The sequence below is a fragment of the Spirosoma knui genome, assembly GCF_054780635.1.
In genome coordinates this window covers 82,019-104,749 of record NZ_BAAGVY010000010.1, presented here as the reverse complement: position 1 = coordinate 104,749, position 22,731 = coordinate 82,019, and the positions used below count along the sequence as shown (strand labels likewise).

The window sequence follows — 22,731 nt, the reverse complement described above, 5'->3', positions numbered from 1 at the left end:
AAACGAACCGCTTTCAATAAAGCGGTTCGTTTTATTTACAGCCGTTGCATAGCTGAAAGGCTTAATTTCAGAAGCTTAACAGTGTCCTCGAAACAGGTTCAATCTCTGTTTAGTTTTATGAGTTAGCCGCCATATATCTGAATCAAAACTCACCTTTAACCGTTCTATTTTTGTAGTATTCGTCTGTTTACCGACCTTTGGCAAACCCTGCCGATCGGCCGGAAAGGGACATCTTAGTGATCATTATCGAATGGCCAAACCACAGAAAAAACTCTTTTTGTTAGACGCGCTAGCCCTGATTTACCGCGCTCACTTTGCCTTTAGCAAATCGCCCCGCATTTCATCACGTGGCGTAAATACCTCAGCCATTTTCGGCTTCATGAACGCCATGATCGAGGTACTCACCAAAGAAAAACCTACCCACCTCGGCGTTGCCTTCGATTCATCCAAAAAGACGTTCCGGCACGAGCAGTTTCCGATGTATAAAGCTACCCGCCAGAAACAACCGGAAGATATCAGCGTAGCTACGCCCTACATCAAGCAGATTATTGAGGCCATGCACATCCCGATCCTGATCATGGACGGGTACGAAGCCGACGACATTATCGGAACAATTGCCAAAAAAGCGGCCCTGGCAGATTTTGAAGTGTACATGATGACGCCCGATAAGGACTACGGACAGTTGGTCGAAGAGCATGTGCACATTTACAAACCGGCGTTTATGGGCAAACCCGCCGAGAAGCTGGGCATTGCCGAAGTGCTGGAGCGGTGGCAGATCGAACGTATTGAGCAGGTAACCGACATGCTCGGACTAGTAGGCGATTCGGTCGATAACATTCCCGGCATACCGGGTATTGGCGAAAAGACGGCGCAGAAGCTCATTGCCGATTTCGGATCCGTGGAGAACCTGATTGCGAACGCCGACCAGTTGAAAGGCAAGCTAAAAGAGAACGTAGTGAACTATGGTCAGCAAGGCTTACTGTCGAAACAACTGGCGACCATTCATCTGGACGTACCGGTTGATTTTGACGAAAACCGGCTGCGGCATACCGAATACGATAAACCCCGCCTGGCTGCGCTGCTGGATGAGTTAGAGTTTCGGCAGATGAAAACCCGGCTGCTGGGGGGCAACTACGACGAAAAACCGTTGCCAACGGCGTTTAAAACTAACGCTCCGGCGCAGATGGATTTGTTCGATTCACCGGGCGACGATCAGCCAGCCTTCTTGCCGTTCCCGAACATGAGCGCCGTCAATCCGTCGGGGGCTGATGATCTGCCATTCGATTTTAGCGCTGACGATACGCCTGCAGCGCCTGCCGCCCCATCTGAGCCTCCGGCTAAAACCAGGGCGAAACGGACTAAAGTTGCCGCGCCAGCCGCGTCGGCTACCGATGCGACGCCGAAGGCGGTAACCGATACGGCTGCGATAGAAGATGCGCCCGGTGCCGAGGTTACTCAATCGTCGGCTGATCAACCGGCCTATCTGGACGTATACCCAGACTACGAGATTGACGAGCATCAGCCTGAACGACGCAAAACGATTCATTCCGTAAAGCACGATTATCGGCTGGTCGATACGCCAGAACTCCGGGCGAGTCTGGTACATTACCTGAATCTGCAAACCAGCATTTGTTTCGATTCCGAAACGACGGCCATTGACCCCGTTGAGGCTGATCTGGTGGGCCTTTCATTTTCATACCGCAAAGGCGAAGCGTTCTACGTACCCGTTCCCGCCGATCGTGCCGAAGCGCAGGCGATTGTTGATCAGTTCAAACCCGTATTTGAGAATCCGGCCATTGAAAAAATTGGACAGAATCTGAAGTATGACCTGCTGATGCTCAAAAAGTATGGTGTGGAGGTGCAGGGTAAGTTGTTCGACACCATGATTGCACACTACCTGATTGAGCCGGAAATGCGCCATAATATGGATATGATGGCCATGACGTACCTCAATTACCAACCGGTTGAAATTGAAGCCTTGATTGGGAAGAAGGGAAAAGGGCAACTGACGATGCGCGATGTTGATGTCCAGAAGGTAGTTGAGTATGCCGGTGAGGATGCCGACATTACGTTGCAGCTAAAGGAAGCGTTTTCGCCCCGGCTCGAAAAAGATAATCTCCATAAACTATTCGATCAGGTTGAAATGCCGCTGGTGCAGGTGTTGACTGACCTCGAACTAGAAGGAATCACGATTGATGTCAACGCCCTGGCGGAGCTTTCGGCAACGCTGGAAACCGATATGCGGCTGGTGCAGCAGGAGGTATTCGAGATCGCCGGGGAGTCGTTCAATATTGGTTCGCCTAAGAAGCTCGGCGAAATTCTGTTCGACAAACTCAAGCTCGACAAGAACGCTAAAAAGACACGTACTGGTCAGTACGCTACGGGTGAAGAGATCCTGTCGAAGCTGGAAGAAGAGCACGAAATTGCCCGCAAGATTCTCGATTACCGGGAGTTGATTAAGCTGAAGAATACGTATGTCGATGCTTTGCCGCTGCTAATCAGTAAACGTACCGGCCGTATCCATACGTCGTTCAACCAGGCAGTAGCGTCGACCGGACGATTGTCGTCGGCGAATCCGAACTTGCAGAACATCCCGATCCGGACGCCCCGCGGTCAGGAAATACGGAAAGCGTTTGTGCCGCGCGGGCCGGAGTTTCTGATTATGTCTGCCGACTATTCGCAGATCGAGCTTCGGATTATGGCCGCGTTCAGTGGTGACCAAACCATGCTCGACGCCTTTAATAACGGCGTTGACATTCATACGCAGACGGCAAGCAAGGTCTTCCACGTACCGATCAGTGAGGTAACGGGGGATATGCGCCGGAAAGCTAAAACGATCAATTTCGGTATCATTTACGGTATTTCTTCGTTTGGACTGGCGCAGCGCCTGAAGATTCCGCGCAAAGAAGCCTCTCAGATTATCGAAGAATATTTCGTGGAGTTCCCGGCGGTAAAAGCGTTCATGGACCAGAGTATTGAAAAAGCGCGCGGATTTGGTTACGCCGAAACGATTCTGGGCCGACGTCGGTATCTGCGCGACATTAACTCGCGGAACATGACCGACCGGATGTTTGCCGAGCGGAACGCCATCAATGCGCCGATTCAGGGCAGTGCGGCCGATATGCTCAAAATCGCCATGATTCAGATTCATGACTTTATGCAGCGGGAGCATCTAAAGTCGAAAATGATTCTGACCGTGCATGATGAATTGGTATTCGACGCGCATCGGGATGAAATCGATCATCTTCGCGAGCATGTGAACCACATTATGAAGAACGCAATTCCAATGGCCGTGCAAATGGAAACCGGCATCGGTATTGGTGAAAACTGGCTGCTGGCGCACTGAGACTGATCCTGGTGATCACGGAAACTTTTTGCTTAGCTTTGCTGGCCCCGTAACTCTTCTATGATAGAACTTAGTTGGATCAAGCAATGCATTGATGAACAGAAGTATTTATATTCTGCTCACGGTGACAGGGAACGATTAGCGGATAACTTAACGCTTGATGAAGTGGAAGAGGCTATTCGGAATGGAATCATCCTTGAACAATATGAAGATACTGGTCGTGGTCCGTGTTGTTTAGTAGCTGGCTTTACTACCACAGGTAAACCAATTCACATTGTAGTCGGCCGTAAGCTAGATAGAGTAATTGTTATTACAGTTTACATTCCGACACCTCCTAAGTTCATAACGCCGTTTAAACGAAATAGACTATGACTGATAAATGTAGTTTTTGCGGGAATGAAGAATTTAAACAGCTGTCAACTCAATACATTTATCAAAGGAATGGATCGTTGATGGTAGTTGATAATGTACCCGCACTCGTTTGTTCGTACTGTGGAGAGAAATATTACGACATCCAGACGTTAAAGCAAATTGAGAACCGCTTTAATGCAATTTACCAAGATGGTCAACCCCCTGTCAAGCAAGTATCGGTTCCATTTGAAAGTTGGGATATTTTGAAACAGGCAGGTTGATCGTTCGTTAAAAACCAATACCCTTGAGCCAACAAGGCGTAGAGGAAGATCGTAAAGCTGGCGATCCAGAAGCCGTTTTCTTTGCATTCCGTTATAAATGTGAGGGAAACGGCTTCTGGCAGTTTTTGCGCTAGTGATCAAACGGAATGCCTCTAATTGCACGGATGGACTAACTTATTAGAACATTCGTAGACCCGGAAACGAATCCAGATTTTTTGCATTTATCCTAGAGTCGGACCTGTATAGGGCGGCTCTGGGTCAGTGCGGTTGTACTGACTGTTTACATTTAGTACACTCCGTATGAAAAAGAATCTGTTGCCGCTGACGATGGGCGGCTTCGGCATTGGCATGACCGAGTTCGTGATGATGGGTATTCTGCCCGATCTGGCCCAGACGCTGCATGTCAGTATTCCGGAAGCGGGTCATTTGATCTCATCGTATGCTGTAGGGGTTGTACTGGGGGCTCCTTTGCTGGTAGGCGTTGCGGGTAACTACCCGCCCAAGAAGATTTTACTGGCCTTGATGGCCATGTTTACCTTCTGTAATGCACTTTCGGCCTTTGCACCGAACTACCCGATCATGATGATCACCCGATTGCTGTCGGGCTTACCGCATGGCGCTTTCTTTGGCGTAGGCGCGGTGGTGGCCAGTCGGCTGGCGGGACGCGGTAAAGAAGCGCAGGCCATTTCAATGATGTTCGCGGGATTAACTATTGCTAACATCATTGGCGTGCCGCTGGGAACCTACATTGGGCATGTTCTGAGCTGGCGGATAACCTTCGTTCTCATAGCCGTTGTTGGGTTAAGTACGATGTTCTGCATTCATAAACTGTTGCCTGAAATGCCGGTGGTGGGTGAATCGAATCTTCGTAAAGATCTGAAACTGTTCACCTTCGCGGAGCCCTGGCTTATTCTGGGTATCACTGCAATTGGTACCGGCGGCTTGTTCGCCTGGTTCAGCTACATCGCTCCTTTGCTAACAGAAGTAGCGCATTTTCAGCCCAGCCAGATTACCTGGATTTTGGTGCTGGCGGGCATGGGTATGGCCGTTGGCAATCTGATCTCGGGGCGGGTGGCCGACAAGGTATCGCCCATTAAAGCGACTATGCTGTTTCTGGCGCTCATGGTGGCGAGTCTGCTGATCGTTTACGTAGTATCTCCGTTTAAGATACCCTTGCTGGCGATGACATTCGTGACGGGCGCTATCGCGTTTTCGCTGGGTGCGCCTATCCAGATCCTGATGATTCGCGCGGCTAACGGCTCCGAAATGCTGGCTTCGTCGGTTACGCAGGCTGGCTTCAACATCGGTAACGCGTTGGGCGCGTATTTTGGTGGATTACCCATTGCGGCCGGACTCGGCTATGCATCGCCCCAGTGGGTGGGTGCGATTATGGCCTTTGCCGGATTCCTGCTGGCTACGGCAATATATCTCCGGCAACGAAATGTGCGCCGTGAATCGGTGCGTTTCGAGATGGCGGCTTAACGCAACAAACGACCGATTAGACACTAATTGGCAGCTAGTTCAACAGGATTCTGTACCTTGGTATAGAATCCTGTTGTTTTTAACCCCTTATCCTAATGACGTTATTCAGTATTTTCGCGTTACTGGCAATCATTATTATCTACCTGTCTGTTGTTGTCGTTCAACAGGGAACGGTTGCCGTTATCACCATTTTCGGAAAATATACCCGCGTGATGGGACCGGGACTGAACTTCAAAATTCCATTCATTGAAGTCGTTTACCGGCGAATCTCTATCCAGAACCGGTCCGTTGAACTGGCCTTTCAGGCGATTACAGCCGATCAGGCAAATGTCAACTTCAAAGCCATGCTGGTGTACTCGGTGCTGAATCAGGGCGAGGAAACCATCAAGAACGTAGCGTTTAAGTTCATCGACGAAGCCTCGTTCATGCAGGCGCTCATCCGGACCATCGAAGGTTCGATCCGGAGTTTTGTGGCCACCAAGCGGCAATCCGAAATTTTGGCGTTACGTTCCGAGATCATCGAACACGTAAAATCCCAACTCGATACGTTGCTGGAAAGCTGGGGATACCACTTGACCGATCTCCAACTGAACGACATTGCATTCGACGAAGTGATAATGCGCTCGATGGCTCAGGTGGTTGCGTCTTCAAACCTGCGGGCGGCTGCCGAAAATGAGGGTCAGGCCCTGCTGATTACGAAAACGAAATCGGCCGAAGCGGAGGGGAATGCCATTAAAATATCGGCTGAAGCGGAGAAAACGGCGTCACAATTACGTGGTCAGGGCGTCGCTTTATTCCGCGAAGAGGTGGCGAAAGGTATGGCGGAGTCGGCCAAAGTGATGACCGAAGCCAACCTGGATGCTTCATTGATTCTGTTCTCCATCTGGACGGAGGCCATCAAGCACTTCGCCGAGAATGGGCAGGGAAACGTCATTTTCCTCGATGGCTCGACGGAAGGTATGGAGAAAACGATGCGGCAATTGCTGGCGGTGGAAAAAATGAATACGGGTGGTACTAACGGCAACGGACGTATTATACCCGCCACTGCCTGATCACTGGTCTGGATACGGGTAAACCAAACAAATTTGGGGGGCGGGCGGGACGATTCGGCGTTTTGTTTGTTGATGCTTCTAAACACCTGTTCACTCGCATATGACAAACTTGCTTTTCCCCACAGATTTCTCTACCAATACCAATGCAGCACTCGACTGGGTGCGACTCTTTGCGCGTAAAACTGGCGCTACCATTACGTTGCTGCACGTCTATCAGCCAATGGTGCCCGATTCGACATTGCCAACACTGGGTGATCCGGGTATGGGCATTGCGGCTTCGCGCGAGGTGGAAGATATAAGCCGCCGTCGACTTAACGAATTAGCCGCTACGTTACAGGCCGAAGGACTGTCGGTACAGACCGAGTGGCGGGCAGGGGGCACGGAGAACGAAATTCTTGACGCTGCTAAGGAGTATGTCGCTGACTTAATCATCATGGGACGTAGCGATCTAAGTACGTTCTTCGATCGGCTAGCCGGTAGTGCGGTAAGTGATGTGGCCAGCGACGCGCTCTGTCCGGTGTTGGTTGTGCCGACAAGCCCCGAGGGCGGAGCCATTCGCCCGGCTCAGGTACGGACCATTGCCTATGCTATGCAGCCACGCACTACCCGGAGTGACGTAACGGCTCAAACGGATTCGCTGGTCAACGCGTTTGATGCTGAATTATCCGTACTGACCGACGATCAGATTGACAACGCGCATGCCGATCTGATCGTTATGGAACTGTATCCGGAGCCGGGCTTTCTTGATAAACTTCTGCACCCGAATCGAACGGCGGCCCTGGTCGAAAAGTCGTCGGTGCCGGTGCTGATTTATCATAAACCTGCTTAATTACACGAACAAGGCCAGCTACGTAGCTGGCCTTGTTCGTTAATTGGTGTTCCTCAATAAAACTAAACTGCCAGATACGATGGTAACGGCGTTTCCTGATTGTACTGAGCCGGAACGGGAGCCAGCCGGGTGGTCTGAAGAGGAATTACGCCCGCCCATGTTGGTAGTTCAAGATCTTCTGGCTCATCGTTTGGGCCGCCCGTACGGACTTTAGCGGACGCTTCGGCCAGCGAAAAAGCGAGTACGGTGGTTTTGCGCATCTCACTAGCCGTAGTTGGACGAAGATCGGCCCAGCGACCAGGAATCAATTTGTCGGTGATAAATTCCAAGGCATCCATTCGCTCGGTTTCATCCGTCACCTTCTCTGCGTTCGCGAAAATGACAACTGACCGATAATTTACCGAGTGACTGAACGCGGACTTTGCCAGCACTAGCCCATCCGCCAGCATCACGCTGATGCAAACGGAGCTGCCCTGCTCAATCTGACGGATAAAATGGCTGCCTACCGAACCGTGGATATAGATTTTGTCTTCTTTACGAGCGAAGGCGGTCGGAATCGCCATGGGTTGACCGTCAATGGCGTAACTGACGGTACAGAACATAGCCTCGTCTAGAATGGAATAAATACTGGCTTCGTCGTAGTGCGTGCGCTTAGCTAAGCGGCTTGGGGTGGTACGTGTCGATGACATGCGTATTGTGGGCCTGGCCCGTCTTGATGGTGAGTGAATAAGATGATGACAAATGTCGTATCTTACCGGCTGGTTCAAATCGTCCACTTTTCAGATATAGACTAGTCCGGTTGTGTTGCCATTCAAGTCACTACTGCAAATCAAGAAGTCATCGGCTACGCCGGTTTTTGTCCAGATCAGTGAACAAATCGGGCAGTTGATCCGAGCAGGCACCCTAACCGCCGGTCAACGGTTACCCGGTACACGGCAGTTAGCCGAACTACTCAATCTGCACCGGCAGACGATTGTTGCTGCCTATGACGAGGCAATGGCGCAGGGGTGGTTAGAGAGCCGTAGAGGGAGCGGAACGTACGTGGCTTCGCATAGTCAGGAAGCCCGCCCGCAGGGATTTCGGACGCAGGACCGCACCCAGCAGGCTCTGGAAGATTCGGGGCTGCTACGTCGACCTAACGAAACGTCGGGCTACACGTTTGAATCTCGTCCGTTCCTGGCTCGTCCAGTTCTGACAAACCAGAGTGGCCTGCGGCTGGACGATGGTTTCCCCGATTTGCGGCTGGCTCCGATGGCCGAGTTGAGCCGGGCGTACCGATCCTATTTTCGGTGGGGAAATCCGCAGGAACACTTTGGCTACAGCGATACCAAAGGGCATCCGTTGTTGCGGGAACAGCTGTCTCAACATCTCAACGAAACCCGTGGCTTACGAACTATACCCGATAACGTACTTATTACGCGGGGTAGTATCATGGGGATGCACCTCAGCTGTCAGGTGTTACTGCGGCCGGGCGACGTAGTAGTTACCGGCGAAACTACCTGGGCCGGGGCAACCATGAATTTTCTTAACGCTGGCGCAGCGATACGTACTCTACCGGTCGATCAGTATGGTATTGATGTAGCTGCCCTGGCTGAACTGTGCAGTCGGGAGTCCGTTCGCATGGTATTTGTGACCCCGCATCATCACTATCCAACTACGGTTACGTTACGGGCCGATCGGCGTGTGCAGTTATTGCACCTGGCCGAGCAGTATGGGTTTGTGATCCTGGAAGATGATTACGATTATGATTTTCACTACCTGAGTCGGCCTATCTTACCCCTGGCAAGTGCCGACGATCACGGTATGGTCGTTTACGTCGGATCGTTGACCAAGTCCGTAGCTCCCGCCTTTCGGATTGGTTACGTAGTAGCGCCAACCACGCTGATTGATGAACTGGCCCGTCACCGGCGCATTATCGACCGACAGGGTGATCCCATGCTGGAATTTGCTATTGGGCAACTCTTTAAAACTGGCGACCTGAAACGGCATTTTCGCAAGGCACTGCGGACGTATCATCATCGGCGCGATCATTTCTGCGCGTTGCTTAGCAATGAGCTATCAGACAGTGTACAATTTGAAAAGCCTGATGGGGGTATGGCCGTCTGGGCGGTGTTCGATCCGGCGATTGATCTGGAGCAGGTGGCCGAAGATGCCGGACGAGCCGGGCTTTTCTTGTCGAGCGGGGTTTCTCACAACCCGCCTAGTCGGCGAATCAATGGTACGCGGCTCGGTTTCGCATCGAGTACGGAGGACGAACTGGAGCAGGCAGTAGCTGTGCTCAGGAAATTAATCCGGCGTTAATAGGTGAGTTCCTCGTCGTCGAGTAGCTGCTTAATGTTCAATGTGCAATCGTCTACAACGGCACAATCGTCTACAACGGCAATGGTTTGACCCCAGTCGACAATGTGCCAGGTCGGGTCGTTACGGTCAATGACATACACCCGCTGCATACTGGTGATGATCCAGAGCACTTTTTCAACGCCAAAGTCGAGCAGTTTCAGGGCCTTCTGCATGACGTAGCCATCGGCTCCGTTCTCAAATTCGGCCGTGTCTGCTTTAATATCCACTTCAATGACAACCTTTGGTGCGATATCGAAGTATTTGCCTTTGAGCTTACCTAGCTTTTCTTTCTCGAAGATGACGACGTCATTGCCTAAGTTATCGTTTAAGGCAAGATGCAGTCCGATTTCATTCGTTGCCAATAGGTATTTTTTGCGGTTGATGGCGCTGAATAAATGGCCATTTAACAACGATACAAGTACCCCCTGTAAATCGGAACATGACATAACTTCTTCGATAGTTTTCTTTCCGGCTAATACGTCCCGATAGCCTCGGTAATACACGGGCTTACCCTGCCACATCTCATAAATGAGCGCGGAGGGAATGTTGCGGGTCGACAAACGGCCGGTTCGTCGGCGTTTCGTTTCAGCAATGGCCGTCATAAAAGTGTCAGTTGTGATTAACAAGTTTACCGTAAAAAAACGGCAATGGCAAACGGTTCAGTGGCTTTCGCGCCTGGCCCGGTAAGCATCTGGCAAACAGATGGCACACGGACGGAAACCTTGCTTAATTGCTTCAGCTTCGTTTTGGAAAAACACTCTGTTTTTGGGATTCATGCGTTTGCCCGCCCGACAATCCAGTCGTCCGTAAATTTTGCCGGGCCGGTTGCCGCCCAACGTAATGACTCGGGAAGAAATTAGCGAGGCTAAGGTGCGGAGCCGGGCGAACGATGTTGCACCCAAATCGGTGTGACGAATCATGCCGCGTCGTGAAAAATAAGCCCAAGGTTTACGCGGGTACCGCTACGAACTTCGCTTACCCCATGCCGCATCTGCATCCGATAATACCCTCGTGCTCCCTTGGCAGGTCTGTATTTGGTGGTAAACACCAATAGCTGCCCCTGCTCGGGTTGTAACACCGTCGCTTTCGACTGCATCCGGGGACGCTGTTCAACCAGGACAAATTCACCGCCCGTGTAGTCCTGTCTGGGTTGACTCAGAAACAAAACGGCCTGAAACGGGAAATAAAACGTTCCGTACAGATCTTGGTGCAGCGCATTCCAATCGCCTTCCCGATAGCGCAAAATCAGCGGAGTTGGGCGCGCTTGGCCTGCTGCGTGACAAGTAGCCAGCCAGGTGTCGAGGTCAACGGGATACCGTTGCTCAATGCCGAGCCGCTCGTTCCAATCAGTAGCGACCGGAACCAAATAGCGAAACAAATCATGCCGCAACGTATCAACAACGGGCGGTAGGGGATAGCTGAAGTATTTGTACTCACCACTGCCGTAGCCGTGCTTTTGCATGACAATCGTTTTTCGATACAGGCCCGGCGTATCGAACAGAGCCGCCAGTTCCTGACAGCCCTGAGGGGATAGGAGCGGTGGCAGGAGCACAAAGCCGGTTTCGGATAAGACCGATTGATAGCCGGGCCAGTCTGGTTGTGAAAACTTCATAGCTGTCATATTATGTGTAAACCCTATCAGCGGATAGAGAAGTATGATTATCCGTTGACCCGGGCGGCTTCCCAGCCCAGCATCGCATGTTTACGTCCGGCACCCCAGCGATACCCGCCGACTAATCCGGTTTTCTTGATAACCCGATGGCACGGAATCAGGTAACCGATTGGATTACTGCCAATGGCGGTGCCTACCGCCCGCGAGGCCGATGGTTGTCCGATGGCGGTCGCAATCTGATCGTAGCTGACCAGCCGACCTTCGGGGATTTTCAGTAGGGCTTCCCATACTTTGAGTTGAAACGCCGAGCCTTTAACCAGCACACGTAGTGGTTGCGACGTATCGCCGGATGCCGATGAGCTGGTTGGGAAAATCTGTTCGGCCAAGTGTCTGACAGTCTGCGGATCATGGCGTAATACGGCCTCCGGCCATGCGCTGGTTAAGATCGTTTCCGGGCTGGTGTGCCCCTCCAGAAACTGTAGTAGACAGACCTTACCGTTAATAGCCCCCAGCACGTATTCGCCAAACTGACTGTTAAAAACGCCGTATGTTACCTCCAGCCCGAGTCCCAACTGCTTGAACTGCCCTGGTGTAACACCTTCAATCGTAACGAATAAATCGTGAAGGCGTCCAGTACCCGATAAGCCCAGTTCGTAGGCCGTTTCCGCCAGTGGAAGGCCCTCACGAAGCTGCTGCTTGGCGTGTTCGAGCGTCAGATATTGCAGAAACTTCTTCGGGCTTACACCCGCCCATTCGGTGAACAGGCGTTGAAAATGAAATTCGCTCAGGCTGACCTGCTCGGCCAGACTACTCAACGAAGGCTGCTGGCGGAAGTTCTCGATCAAGTGCTCGATAACGCGGGCGATCTGCCGATACGTATAGGGGTTGTCAGTGTTCATAGTCGTTGCGATCGGGCAATCCGACGGTCCGGCGCTCCGGTAGTTGTTTGTTGCTACAAAGTTGCCATCTGTAGAGGGGTTTAGAAACCCGATTCTTGCGGAGTTTTCGGGATCAGAGCCACCTACGTACTGTTCCGAACCGATCGCTTGTCTACGTACCGAAGATCATCCGTTAATTCAAGCGATCTGTTTATCTTTGATGAAATCTACTACGTATAAGGTCGTGCTTTAGCGAAGTTGACTACCTGATTTTACCTGCGCGTGCGTTACCTATTTAGTCGCGCCAGCGTTGTACGCCGGATTACAGTCCGGCTGGGTTGATTGCAGCATGAAACAAGGAATACTCACCATATTTTTAGTCCTAACTACGCTAACCCTGCAGGCGCAACAACGGTTCGGTAACGAATGGATCAGGGCGGGTCAGCAATACCTGAAGCTCTCGGTGAACCAGACGGGAATTTACCGGATCAGTTATCAGGACCTCAAAGCCGCTGACGCTACGTTTTTCCGGACGAACCCCGCCCACTGGCAGCTATTTTTTCGGGGAAAAGAAGTTGCCATTCGGGTTGTGGGCCAGCAGGATGGGGCGTTTGATGAATCAGATTATCTGGAGTTTTACGGGGAAGGCAATGATGGCAGTCAGGATTCGCTGCTCTACCGGCCTCAGCAACGGCTGCACCCGTACCAAACGCTGTTTTCGGACGTCACCGCCTATTTCCTGACCAGCGACCCGACCGCAGTGGGAAAGCGAATCCCTGAATCAACTCTATCAACACAGGGACTTACTGCTGAGAAGTTTCACGTTGAAGAAACTGTCCAGGCATTCACCGACGAATACACGTTTAATAACTTGAAAGGGATTGAGCCGCCCCTACAGCAAAGCTATTTTGAACCCGGCGAAGGTTGGTCAGGAAAGCTGATTCGGGTCGATTCGATTGGAACCGTTGCGTTTAAAGTAACGGGCCGGGTGGCCACGGACTGGCCCATCAGGGTAGAGGGTATGGTTAACGGCCGGGATTTCCTATCCCACCGAATTTTGGTTCAGTCGGATGCTAACCCGCAGACGCCCCTGGCCGTACTGGATGCACCCGGATTCTCCAGCCAGACGTTTCAGGCAACGATCAATCCGACTACCCTTCAGAACGGACAGCTTTCGCTGCGTTTTAGAGCCGGTCAGGAGGGGGGGACCACCCAGTTTTCGGTTACCTACGTGAAGCTGTCGTATCCGCAGGCGCTGGATATGGCCAGTCAGTCGACGAAGGTATTTCACGTACCGGCGGGCACCCGGCAAACCGCGCTACTGGCCATTCAGAACGTTCCTTCCGGGGCCGTTGCCTACGACATTACGGATAAAACAAATTGCCGTTACCTGACCTTACAAGGTCCGGATGGGCAACGGCAGGTTGTTGTGGACGAAACGAACCAGGGGCGCAACGTTCTTCTGACCAGTAAATTTCTTAAACCCCTGGCGATTGAGCCCGCCCGGTTTCGGTTTGTTTATCCGAAAAACGCTGATTTTTTAATCATTACCCACGCGTCGCTTACCCAATCGGCAACTGCTTATGCCAATTACCGGGCGTCAGCAGCAGGTGGGCGTTTTACGTCCTTTATGGTTAACGCGGATTCGTTGTATGACCAGTTCAACTACGGAGAGCGTAGCCCGCTCGCGCTTCGGCGCTTTGCCGATTACATGCTGGCTAACACCGCCGTGAAATACCTGTTTCTGCTTGGTAAAGCGAACAGCTATCCGTACTACGTAAAAACGGCCTCCGATGATCTGGTGCCAACCATTGGCTACCCCGGCTCCGACGTGCTACTGACGGCTGGTCTGAACGGATACGCGCCCAATACACCCGCCATTCCGACTGGGCGGCTGAACGTACTGACCAACGATCAGGTAATGGCCTACCTGACCAAAGTCAAACAGTTTGAAACCTCAGTACCAAATGGGCTGTGGCGCAAAAATATCATTCACATCAGCGGGGGCAAGTCGGAGTTTGAAGCGCAGGGCTTACGGAACGCCATGCGCAATCTGGGCGACTTATTCCAAAATGGCCTGCTCGGCGGACACGTTACGTCGTACAGCAAAACAAACCCCTACGACGCGATCGAATCGGTCAATATTGCGCCCGTTGTGAACGAAGGGGTTAGCCTGATTACCTTTTTTGGTCATGCGGGTCCTTCCATCACGGACGTGGACTTTGGCTATGCATCGCCCCCGCAGAACGGTTACGCGAATCCGTTTTATCCGCTCATGGTTTTCAACGGTTGCGGAGTGGGTGAGATATTTTCCCGTTTCAATACGCTGTCGACCGATTGGCTGCTGGCACCGGACAAAGGGGCCGCTGTGGTGCTGGCGCACTCGTACTACAGCTACGAAGAACCCACCACCCGTTACCTGAACAAGCTGTATGGCGACTTGTTTGGTAACCCGGCTACGCTGGGCATGTCGCTGGGGAAAATTCAGCAGCAGCTAAATGCCGCGCTTGAGAAAGAAGGCGTTGACCTGCATGATGTGGCCGTTTTAACCGAAATGATTTTACAGGGCGATCCCGCTCTGGTTGTTTATCCGTTGCCCAATCCGGATTATGCCGTTGAACAGAAAGGCATCTATCTGGAGTCGACCGTAGCGGGAGGAACACTGCGCACGAGTGATTCAATCCGGGTTGTGGTGCCGATGGCTAATCTGGGTCGCTTTTCGGCCGATCAGCCCGTAAATGTGTCGGTAAAGACAACCAGTAAAAGCTCCGTTAGTCACACGGTACGTTTTAACGCCTTTCGGTACCGCGATACGTTGGTGTATACGATTCCGAGGGATGAAAACCTGCAACAAATCGACGTCTTGATCGACCCGGATAACCAGTTAGCCGAGTTAAGCCGCGCTAATAATACGGCCACACTGACCGTCGATTGGGCGCAGGCTGGCGCGGGCAGCAGTTACCCGCTCAACAGTTTGCCCGATCGGATCAGTCCCGCGCTTAATGTGTTCATCAACGGGACGATCAAAGAAGACAGTGCCGTTGTCAATGGAAAGCCCCGCGTGGAGGTGTTGTTGCTCGATGAAAACGCCCTAATTCCGACTGATCTTACTGCCGTGGACATGTATTTGTCGGCCTGCGATACGTGCAGTGCCCAGAAAATCGCACCGCAGTCGTTCACCATCGTTTCGGTATCGGCGAATCAGCTCAAAGTGACGACCAACCTTGATCTTAAGCCCGGTGCTACGTATCAGTTGATTGTTTTTGGGAAAGATGCCGCTGGTAACCGAACCCAGCCGCCTTATGTGTTAACCATTACAGCTGTCGGCACTGACCAGCCAATTCGCTTTACAGTATACCCAAATCCGGCCACTACCTACGCCAAATTTGAACTGGATTTACCCGTTCAGGAATTGCCTGATGAGGCCCGGCTGACGATCTATAACCTGCTGGGCGTACCAATTTCCAACCAGGCGTTTCCGGTGGCAGCGGGCCGTAATTCGTTGCTGTGGCAAGCGAATACCGCTGGTTTGTATACGTATACGCTGCGGCTGGTTTGGAAAGACGGACGTACTGAAATCCGCACGGGGAAAGTGATTTGGCAGTAGGAGTGAAGCACTACGTATTGACTAATCTGGCTGAAGGGTTACGGCAGGCGGTTACTGGCGATAAGTTCCTGTTTAAACCGCGTTCCGGACGTAACGATACCTTTACCAACGCAATCGGGCGACGACTGACAGAAGGCCAGCGCCAGATTCTCACGATACACTAAACCGATATCTTGGGCATATACGCGGAGGTACTTCGACTGATCCACTAGTGTAGAGTCGTTGGTGCCTATCACCGATACGGTTTTGTCGAACGTCAGCTTGCCAACTGTATACGAACGGACCGGATAATGATACTGAAGCAACGTATCCGGATTTGCGTTGTAGGCGTTCAGGTTCCAGGACGTAGTGGAGCCAATTGGGAACGTCAGATCAACAACTGGTACGTTGTTGCGCTGGCTAACAACCTCCGAAAGCGTTTTGTAGAGCGTACGCAGGCCACTAATTTTCCAGCTTGACTGTGCTGACGGGCGAGTGGATTCTTCGACGACGTAAATCAACTGATTGTTCTGATTATACGTACTCTGAATTCGTTCCTGAACCTGATACACGCGCCGGATTACCGAATCCGCCGATACGTAATTCTCCTGCGTTAACTGATAAATCCAGTAGTCGCCAACGTTGAGCGGATAGTAAGCCGAATCGTCGGGGGCGGCTTCGGTCGACGGCTGGTCGCAACTGCCACAGATGCCTAGGCAGACCAGCGCGGTAACCAGATACAGAATAGATTTCGGTAAGAACGGTGAGCGCAACAACACGGAGCGATAAAGGATAAAACAATCAACGTTGGTTCTGGCGAAGATACTAAATATAGCAGATTGTCCAGGCTTTCGTTTATTTTGCAGGGAAGGGCAACAACAAGTTTTGCCGTATCAGACTATTATGGGTGGAATCGCCGGTATGATTCGCTTTGATGGGCAAACGATTGACCCCGACGATATCACCAGCCTGAACCGGTTACTAAAGCATAGGGGCGAAGTAATCAGTCAGTCCGTTGAACAGGGTATTTTCCTGTCGTTTGGCGGCCAGATCGAAACTAGCAGCAGCGCGTCGACGTATGCCGTATCGGATGCCGATCTTTTCGACGCTACGGTTGCCGGACAACCGTTTGTGAGTCAGTATCTGCAACGGGGCACAGCCGTTTTCAACGAACGTAATGCCGAGTTTGCGGTAGTTGGGTGGGAACCCCGTCAGCAAAAACTTACCTGTGCCCGCGATCTTGTCGGCGTTAAGCCGCTTTATTACGTGCACCAGCCGAGTCGTTTTTTTGCTTTTGCGTCGGAACTAAAAGCGTTGCTGGCGTTGAAGGAAGTGACCGTAAAGCCGAACCTGCATAAGGCGTACGAATACCTGGTCTGGGTAACAAGCTACGTACCGTATAGCGCCGAAACTTTCTACAACAGTATTTACAGTGTTCTGCCGGGGCATTACCTGGAAGTAGATGCGCAACAGGTGACCGCGCACGCCTGGTGGAAACCCGACCTGAATCGGTTCACCAGTCTAAAAGGTGCAGACGCTTATGCCGATCGGTTCCGTGCTTATTTTGAGACCGCCATTGAGGGTCGTATGCAGCACAAAACGTCAATCGGGTCTCATTTGAGCGGTGGACTCGATTCGTCGTCGGTTAGTTGCGTAGCCCAACAGCTACTCACCCAGCAGAACCGTGCTTCACTCCATACGTTCAACATCGACACCGGACTGGCTTCTACTGATGAATCTGAATACGTCCAGGCGGTCGTCGATCGTCATCATCCCGAGCACCACGTAGTGCATCCGGTTCCGGATGTCCTCGACTCTATTCTGAAAATCAATCGCCTGTTCGACCGGCCGGAACACTTCATTATTCCTTCCAGTTTTCACCTGAGCGTTTCGCTGAAAGCTCAGCAGATTGGCTGCGATTGTCTGCTGACCGGGCACGACGGAGACAGCGTAATCGCCACCTGTTACGAGTATCTCGATACGCTGATCGATCAGAGTGACTGGGCAAGTTTAGCGGTAGCGGGCCGGCAGTTTGTAGCCTATCCGGAACGTAATCTGACACCTATAAACAGCAACTGGTTGAGCCTTAGCGAACAGGGGAAGTTCCAAAACTACATCGTTTACCTGTTAGGCGCTGAGATCGTTAAGCGATTTAAAACGCAGCCGCTGGGCATTTTTCTGAACACAACCCTTGCGCAGAAACGAGTGTTCGGCATTCCCAGCGCCACGCTTATTACGTATTGTGTGAAACGCATTCAGAACAAGTTGGCTCACCGGAATCTAATCAACAATGCGTTGAGTGCCGACTTTACACAACGCGTACCCCCCAGCGCTCAACGAACAACGAAAGCATTTACAGCCAATTTCTTGTCGGAGTATGGAGTACCTGTTGACCAGGTTATCAATACGACCAACGTAATCTGCAACGAGCAGTTGAATCACATTGGTGCTTACTACGGTCATCAGTATTCATTTCCGTTTTTCGATCGGCAGGTTATTGAGCTCGGATTGGCGACGCCCCTAGAAATTGGGTTCGACCGGGGCCGAGGGAGAGGGCTGATCCGGAATGGATTGCAATCGATTTTACCGCCGAGCATTACAACCCGGCTGACGAAGACTAATTTTGTTGAGTACGCAACGCTGTCGGCGCAACAGTTGTATGACGCCACGCACGAGCAATTTGCGTCGCCCGGCCACCCGATCTGGGGCATTGTTGACCGAGTTGTGTTTACTAAAATTGTGGGGCTGGTGTTTAACTCCAGGATGCCGGTCCAGAAAAAAACACGTTACAACTGGCTGCTGAGTCGGATTATCTACCTGGCGATCTGGCTGGGCGAACTGTCAAACAGCGCTGACTGATCAGCGCGACTAGCGGTTTGAGATAAGGCGATAAACGGAGCGGGCGGCCCGGAGAAGGATCGTGACCAACCCCCATTCTTTGGGAATATAAATCATTCGTTTGCCGACTCTGAACGTACTGGCCCGAAAAACCCGGCTTGTCAATGAAGTAAAATAGATGCGTACCAACTTGCTTACCTGCGTTTGCGCCTTTACAAAATAGGTGAACTGCTTTAATACCAGATCGCTGCCTTTAACCGATTGAGTAGCATCCCAATTGGTTTCGTACATACGAGCCAACGAACGGATCGCTTCCGTGTTCACCTGCGACCGAACTGGCTCGGGTAACGACAAATCCCAGATTTGCTGACACCAGTGTAAGCCAACCAGAAATACGCGTTCCAGGCCGTATTGACTAAGTTTCTTCAATAACCACGTCCAGTCGATGGATTGGTTGGCCAGCAAAAAATACAGATCATTCACGTAGTAAACATGCTGCCAGAGATTCGTTACTCCGTGGTGCGTAAGGAGCAAAACTACTTCCCACTCGGGCTGGCGTGTGGGCTCCGCCCGAAAATCAGGCAGGCGAAACGAGGCATAATCCCGATTAAAGAACAAGATGTCCCAGTGTAAGTCGATATCAAAATGATTGGTAAAGAAGGGTTTAAACAAACTTACCTCGTACAAATCATCAATCAGACCCTGTGCGCTATGCTCCCAATAAAGGGTGTGCTTTTCGTTCAATTGATACTGATTCTCCTGGAGAAGCCGAATGGCGTTGATAGCATCTTCGGTCGCGACCAGGATGTCGATGTCGCCGGAAATGCGCAGGCTGCTATCCGGATAATACGTTTGGGCCAGATGCACCCCTTTGTAAGCAATATGATCAATGCCGTGCTCGGTCAGCAATCTGGCGACCTGATGATACTCATGCAGTTTAAGCAGGTTGTCGGTAGCCAACCGTTGGCAGGTCGTCCGTAACGACGTTAAAAACGGCTCCGGCGTCTGCGGAATTTGCTGAAGCGTACGATATAGAAACGGAGCCAGTCGATGACGATCTGCCAGAGCTTGTACCCGATTCAGGTCCAGATTTGGTTGCGTGATGAGCTGGCCTAGTGCTAAGCGTCTCTCGTCAGAAAGTTCAAGCGTGCAGGCGTTGAGTAGTACGGTTAATTCAATAGAGTGCCCTGAATCCATTATACAATAGTTGTCAGGGACTCAACAAAGTCGTAAAGTTTAGCGAAGTTGGCGGGCCGACTCATCCGAACAACCGATACCGATCGCGCTATGGAACTGCTTTTTTCGAAGAAGTCTTTTAGCGAAGCACCGCGAAGTAAGGAGTCGGGTAGGGGAAAGTACCCCAGCAGTTCGACCGGGACCTGGCTCGGCAGAAGTGGTTCGGTCGAGCCGACTGAGTCGGTGGGGGCGGTTAAGACATAAATTTGCTCCAGCGGCACTTCGTTCCGTTCAAACGTAACGGAATCGTTCCACGAAAATTTATTCACTCCTTCACGGACTGGTGCCAGCCGTTCTTTCGTTAACTGCAATCCATCGACGCTGGTCTCCCAAATTTTGATTTGCGGAAACGCCGGAATCAATACGGGCATACCACTTTCATTAATTCGGATGCAAACCATATCGTCGCTGATTACGCTAAAACCCTGCTGCGCGAACGCGGCCACGGTTGTTGATTTACCAGCCCCCGGCTCACCCAAAAACACAACACCTTTATCGTTGATCTGCACCGCGCTCCCGTGCAGGAGAAAGTACCCCCGCTGAAACAGGATCAGGCCGAGTGCCTCACTATACGTAAATAGTGCCACCAGTTCCACGTCGGTCTGCGTCGTGTCGACCAGCAATTCAGTACCATTAGTAGCCAGATAAGAAAAGAGGGGAGGCCAGGTTAACCAAATCTGTCCCGACTGGTCCTGGCCGCACTGTGCATTCAAACCTGCCCGGTATGCTTTCGAGGGATCCAGTGGTGGGTTGGCTGGGAGCTGCCCTCGTTTGATACGTAAATCGGCCGAAGCTGGGGTGATTGCGGGTAGGGGAGGCAGTGGAATTTCGGAGCCAATCACTAACCCGTATGCTTTATAATAATACGTACTCAATTCCATTCCATAATAGGCTGAAACACCTGATTGGCCTGTTCGCCGAGAATCGTTCTTCCTTTATAGACAACCCAGGCGTGCGCTGAGAACTGATCGGTTGCACTTTTCTGAACGCCGATACAGATCTGAACTTCGGGGTTTTTTAATAGCCACTTCGCGCTTAACGCCTGTACCAGACACGTAAAACCAAAGGGAATGCGAGCGCTGATTACCCGGATCGCCCAGGTCGTTTTGTCAATTACCTCATCCGGCAGCACGTTTGCCGAACCATCTGGGCGCTGTTTAACCGCAACGAATTTATTAAATGGGAAGACAAGCAGAAGAGCTTTATAGGCTAGAAGTGCAAAAAAAGCTTGAGTGAGCAAGCCTATATCGTGACCACGTAGCGACCGAAGTTTTGCGAAATCAGACTGTTTTTTCAATGAGCTTTTCATGAAAAAGATTGTCTAAAAACTGCATGAGTTCTTCTTCACAAACGGATTCCTCTACGTCGAATTCGTCAAGCAACCGGGCTTTTAGTTCGTTGACAGACATCACTTTATTCGCCTGTAACTGCGACCAGATAAACCCGCCGATTTCATTGAGTTCGTAGTAATTACCAACTTCATAATTTAAGACAATCGTTTCGTTGCCAAGAACAGACGACGACTGGCTGGAAACAATCTGGATACGGGTATCGGGCGTAATGAGCATACTCTAAAAATGGACAACAGTATAAAGATAAAAAAAAGCTTGATTCGTTCACGAATCAAGCTTTTAGTGTGCCGTAATTCAATTGCGCTTATCCGGCGAATCCTGATCCGCCGAAGCCGTCCGTATTAGAACCTACTTTGAGAGTAAGTTTTTTAACATTCCCCAGCACTTTAAGCTTCGGGGTTCTATACGCCTTTTTGGCGGAAGGATTTATGCTATTTTTTGAGTTCTTATTCATTGGAAGTCAAATGCTAATGGGTTGAAATCAATCTGGTAAGAGACTATGCTTACTCAACTACAACACGATGTTTACGGGTCTGACCACGCTCTTCAACCGTCACAATGTAAACACCAGTAGGTAGTTTACCCACAGATTTCAATAAAAGGCTACCGGATTCAACACCTGCCTTCTGGAATGGCAATGAACGACCGTCTGTATTGAAGAAACGAACCGTTGCCGTTTCTGGCTCATCCATGCTGATTCTGAACACTTGATCGTTAGCAACCGGATTCGGGAAAATACCGTAAGCACCGTCGCGAAGTACTACAGATACCGTTGGGTAGGCTGTGGCTTTGCCGCTTAGATCGATTTGCGTTAACCGGTAATAGCTGGTGCCCTGGAAAGGTGAGTTGTCGAAGAGCCGATAGTTCTTGCGAGCTGTACTGTTCGCAGCCACATCGCTTACTTCGCCAACTTTTTCAAAGAACTTAAGGTCTTTGCTTCGTTCAACTACGAACCCTTTGTTACTTGTCTCCAGCGAAGTCGACCACTCCAGCGCTACCGTGCGATTGTCCTGTGCTTTAGCCGTGAACGAAATCAGGTTAACAGGGAGAGCTGTACCCGTTACTTGAATATTACCATTTGCGTTATCGTTAGTCGGATCATTGGTTCCCACAGCTGGTGTTGTTCTAGCATTAATGCTGATAGGGGCTGCTACACCATTCGTGGTACGTAAAGCTAGGACATTGAGCGTAAGGATATAATTGGCGTTAGCTGGTACAGGTCCCTGATTGCTAACAATGGTAACAATTGTTCCAACGGCAGGATCGTATGCGCCGATGGTTACCGACAGGTTCGGAGCCGCCGGGGTGATGCTAAAGCTCGTAACACCAATGTTGGGTGGAAGGTTAATCGTGTACGTGGCATTGTTTGCCTGGGGGATTGGGACAGAGCTATTGTTACCAAAGTTAGCCTGAACCGTACCTGTAGTACTTGAAGGCAAAGTGCCCGGAACGGAAGCGATTCCGCCCACAGTTGGATCTTGAGCGTAGCAGGCATACTTGCCGACTATACTGAGTAGAAAAACTAGTAAAATTTTTCTGGTCATGATT

The 22,731-nt window shown here is 51.2% G+C and carries 20 protein-coding genes; 9 read left to right on the top strand and 11 right to left on the bottom strand.

Features of this window, described 5'->3' with window-relative positions; genetic code table 11:
* Positions 1–250 precede the first annotated feature (250 nt).
* The 6 genes from polA (at position 251) to ACYVIY_RS19835 (ending at position 7,341) form a co-directional block, all read left to right on the top strand.
* A complete protein-coding gene (gene polA, locus ACYVIY_RS19860) occupies positions 251–3,346 on the top strand; it encodes a DNA polymerase I (RefSeq protein WP_460978144.1) in 3,096 nt (1,031 codons plus the stop codon).
* A gap of 60 nt (positions 3,347–3,406) precedes the next feature.
* Positions 3,407–3,718 carry a DUF4258 domain-containing protein gene (locus ACYVIY_RS19855; protein WP_460978143.1) on the top strand — a complete coding sequence of 104 codons (312 nt, stop codon included), beginning with the start codon at positions 3,407–3,409 and terminating at the stop codon, positions 3,716–3,718.
* The gene (locus tag ACYVIY_RS19850; RefSeq protein ID WP_460978142.1) at positions 3,715–3,978 is read left to right on the top strand and encodes a type II toxin-antitoxin system MqsA family antitoxin; all 264 of its coding nucleotides are present in this window, start codon (positions 3,715–3,717) and stop codon (positions 3,976–3,978) included. Before ACYVIY_RS19855 ends, ACYVIY_RS19850 begins: the two co-directional genes overlap by 4 nt.
* A 300-nt stretch (positions 3,979–4,278) precedes the next feature.
* A complete protein-coding gene (locus ACYVIY_RS19845) occupies positions 4,279–5,460 on the top strand; it encodes an MFS transporter (protein ID WP_460978141.1) in 1,182 nt (393 codons plus the stop codon).
* Positions 5,461–5,555: 95 nt separating this feature from the next.
* Positions 5,556–6,512 (top strand): SPFH domain-containing protein, encoded by a 957-nt coding sequence (locus ACYVIY_RS19840; RefSeq protein ID WP_460978140.1) that lies wholly within the window; start codon positions 5,556–5,558, stop codon positions 6,510–6,512.
* A gap of 100 nt (positions 6,513–6,612) precedes the next feature.
* Positions 6,613–7,341: a universal stress protein gene (locus ACYVIY_RS19835; RefSeq protein ID WP_460978139.1), complete on the top strand. Its 729-nt coding sequence runs from the start codon at positions 6,613–6,615 to the stop codon at positions 7,339–7,341.
* A 62-nt stretch (positions 7,342–7,403) separates the two neighbouring features.
* Here ACYVIY_RS19835 and ACYVIY_RS19830 read toward each other — a convergent pair whose 3' ends face one another.
* On the bottom strand, positions 7,404–8,030 hold the full coding sequence (locus ACYVIY_RS19830; protein ID WP_460978138.1) for a pyridoxamine 5'-phosphate oxidase family protein: 627 nt from the start codon (positions 8,028–8,030) through the stop codon (positions 7,404–7,406).
* 112 nt (positions 8,031–8,142) lie between these two features.
* Between ACYVIY_RS19830 and ACYVIY_RS19825 the strand changes: the two genes are divergently transcribed.
* Positions 8,143–9,642, top strand: a complete 1,500-nt coding sequence (locus ACYVIY_RS19825) for an aminotransferase-like domain-containing protein (protein WP_460978137.1) — start codon at positions 8,143–8,145, stop codon at positions 9,640–9,642.
* On the opposite strand, the gene ACYVIY_RS19820 is transcribed toward ACYVIY_RS19825, so the two are convergent.
* From ACYVIY_RS19820 to ACYVIY_RS19805, 4 genes are read right to left on the bottom strand one after another with little or no spacing between them, the layout of a single operon-like run.
* Positions 9,639–10,283, bottom strand: coding sequence for a Uma2 family endonuclease (locus ACYVIY_RS19820; RefSeq protein ID WP_460978136.1), 645 nt, complete (start codon positions 10,281–10,283; stop codon positions 9,639–9,641). The genes ACYVIY_RS19825 and ACYVIY_RS19820 overlap by 4 nt on opposite strands.
* A gap of 57 nt (positions 10,284–10,340) precedes the next feature.
* A complete protein-coding gene (locus ACYVIY_RS19815) occupies positions 10,341–10,601 on the bottom strand; it encodes an Ada metal-binding domain-containing protein (RefSeq protein WP_460978135.1) in 261 nt (86 codons plus the stop codon).
* The gene (locus tag ACYVIY_RS19810; RefSeq protein WP_460978134.1) at positions 10,598–11,293 is read right to left on the bottom strand and encodes a 2OG-Fe(II) oxygenase; all 696 of its coding nucleotides are present in this window, start codon (positions 11,291–11,293) and stop codon (positions 10,598–10,600) included. Before ACYVIY_RS19810 ends, ACYVIY_RS19815 begins: the two co-directional genes overlap by 4 nt.
* Positions 11,294–11,340: 47 nt before the next feature.
* Positions 11,341–12,192, bottom strand: coding sequence for a methylated-DNA--[protein]-cysteine S-methyltransferase (locus ACYVIY_RS19805; RefSeq protein ID WP_460978133.1), 852 nt, complete (start codon positions 12,190–12,192; stop codon positions 11,341–11,343).
* A gap of 328 nt (positions 12,193–12,520) precedes the next feature.
* On the opposite strand from ACYVIY_RS19805, the gene porU2 reads away from it, so the two are divergent.
* Positions 12,521–15,778, top strand: a complete 3,258-nt coding sequence (gene porU2 / locus ACYVIY_RS19800; protein ID WP_460978132.1) for a putative type IX secretion system sortase PorU2 — start codon at positions 12,521–12,523, stop codon at positions 15,776–15,778.
* A gap of 38 nt (positions 15,779–15,816) precedes the next feature.
* On the opposite strand, the gene ACYVIY_RS19795 is transcribed toward porU2, so the two are convergent.
* A complete protein-coding gene (locus ACYVIY_RS19795; RefSeq protein ID WP_460978131.1) occupies positions 15,817–16,536 on the bottom strand; it encodes a hypothetical protein in 720 nt (239 codons plus the stop codon).
* Between the two features lie 124 nt (positions 16,537–16,660).
* On the opposite strand from ACYVIY_RS19795, the gene ACYVIY_RS19790 reads away from it, so the two are divergent.
* On the top strand, positions 16,661–18,616 hold the full coding sequence (locus ACYVIY_RS19790; protein WP_460978130.1) for an asparagine synthase-related protein: 1,956 nt from the start codon (positions 16,661–16,663) through the stop codon (positions 18,614–18,616).
* Positions 18,617–18,625: 9 nt separating this feature from the next.
* Here ACYVIY_RS19790 and ACYVIY_RS19785 read toward each other — a convergent pair whose 3' ends face one another.
* The 5 genes from ACYVIY_RS19785 to ACYVIY_RS19765 all read right to left on the bottom strand — a co-directional run bounded on the left by ACYVIY_RS19785 (position 18,626) and on the right by ACYVIY_RS19765 (position 22,727).
* Positions 18,626–19,792 (bottom strand): nucleotidyltransferase domain-containing protein, encoded by a 1,167-nt coding sequence (locus tag ACYVIY_RS19785; protein WP_460978129.1) that lies wholly within the window; start codon positions 19,790–19,792, stop codon positions 18,626–18,628.
* On the bottom strand, positions 19,792–20,712 hold the full coding sequence (locus ACYVIY_RS19780; protein ID WP_460978128.1) for a serine kinase: 921 nt from the start codon (positions 20,710–20,712) through the stop codon (positions 19,792–19,794). The genes ACYVIY_RS19785 and ACYVIY_RS19780 overlap by 1 nt, the downstream gene beginning before the upstream one ends.
* A complete protein-coding gene (locus ACYVIY_RS19775; protein WP_460978127.1) occupies positions 20,703–21,140 on the bottom strand; it encodes a lasso peptide biosynthesis B2 protein in 438 nt (145 codons plus the stop codon). The genes ACYVIY_RS19780 and ACYVIY_RS19775 overlap by 10 nt, the downstream gene beginning before the upstream one ends.
* A complete protein-coding gene (locus ACYVIY_RS19770; RefSeq protein WP_460978126.1) occupies positions 21,112–21,399 on the bottom strand; it encodes a PqqD family peptide modification chaperone in 288 nt (95 codons plus the stop codon). Before ACYVIY_RS19770 ends, ACYVIY_RS19775 begins: the two co-directional genes overlap by 29 nt.
* A gap of 287 nt (positions 21,400–21,686) precedes the next feature.
* On the bottom strand, positions 21,687–22,727 hold the full coding sequence (locus ACYVIY_RS19765) for a T9SS type A sorting domain-containing protein (protein ID WP_460978125.1): 1,041 nt from the start codon (positions 22,725–22,727) through the stop codon (positions 21,687–21,689).
* Positions 22,728–22,731: the final 4 nt, after the last annotated feature.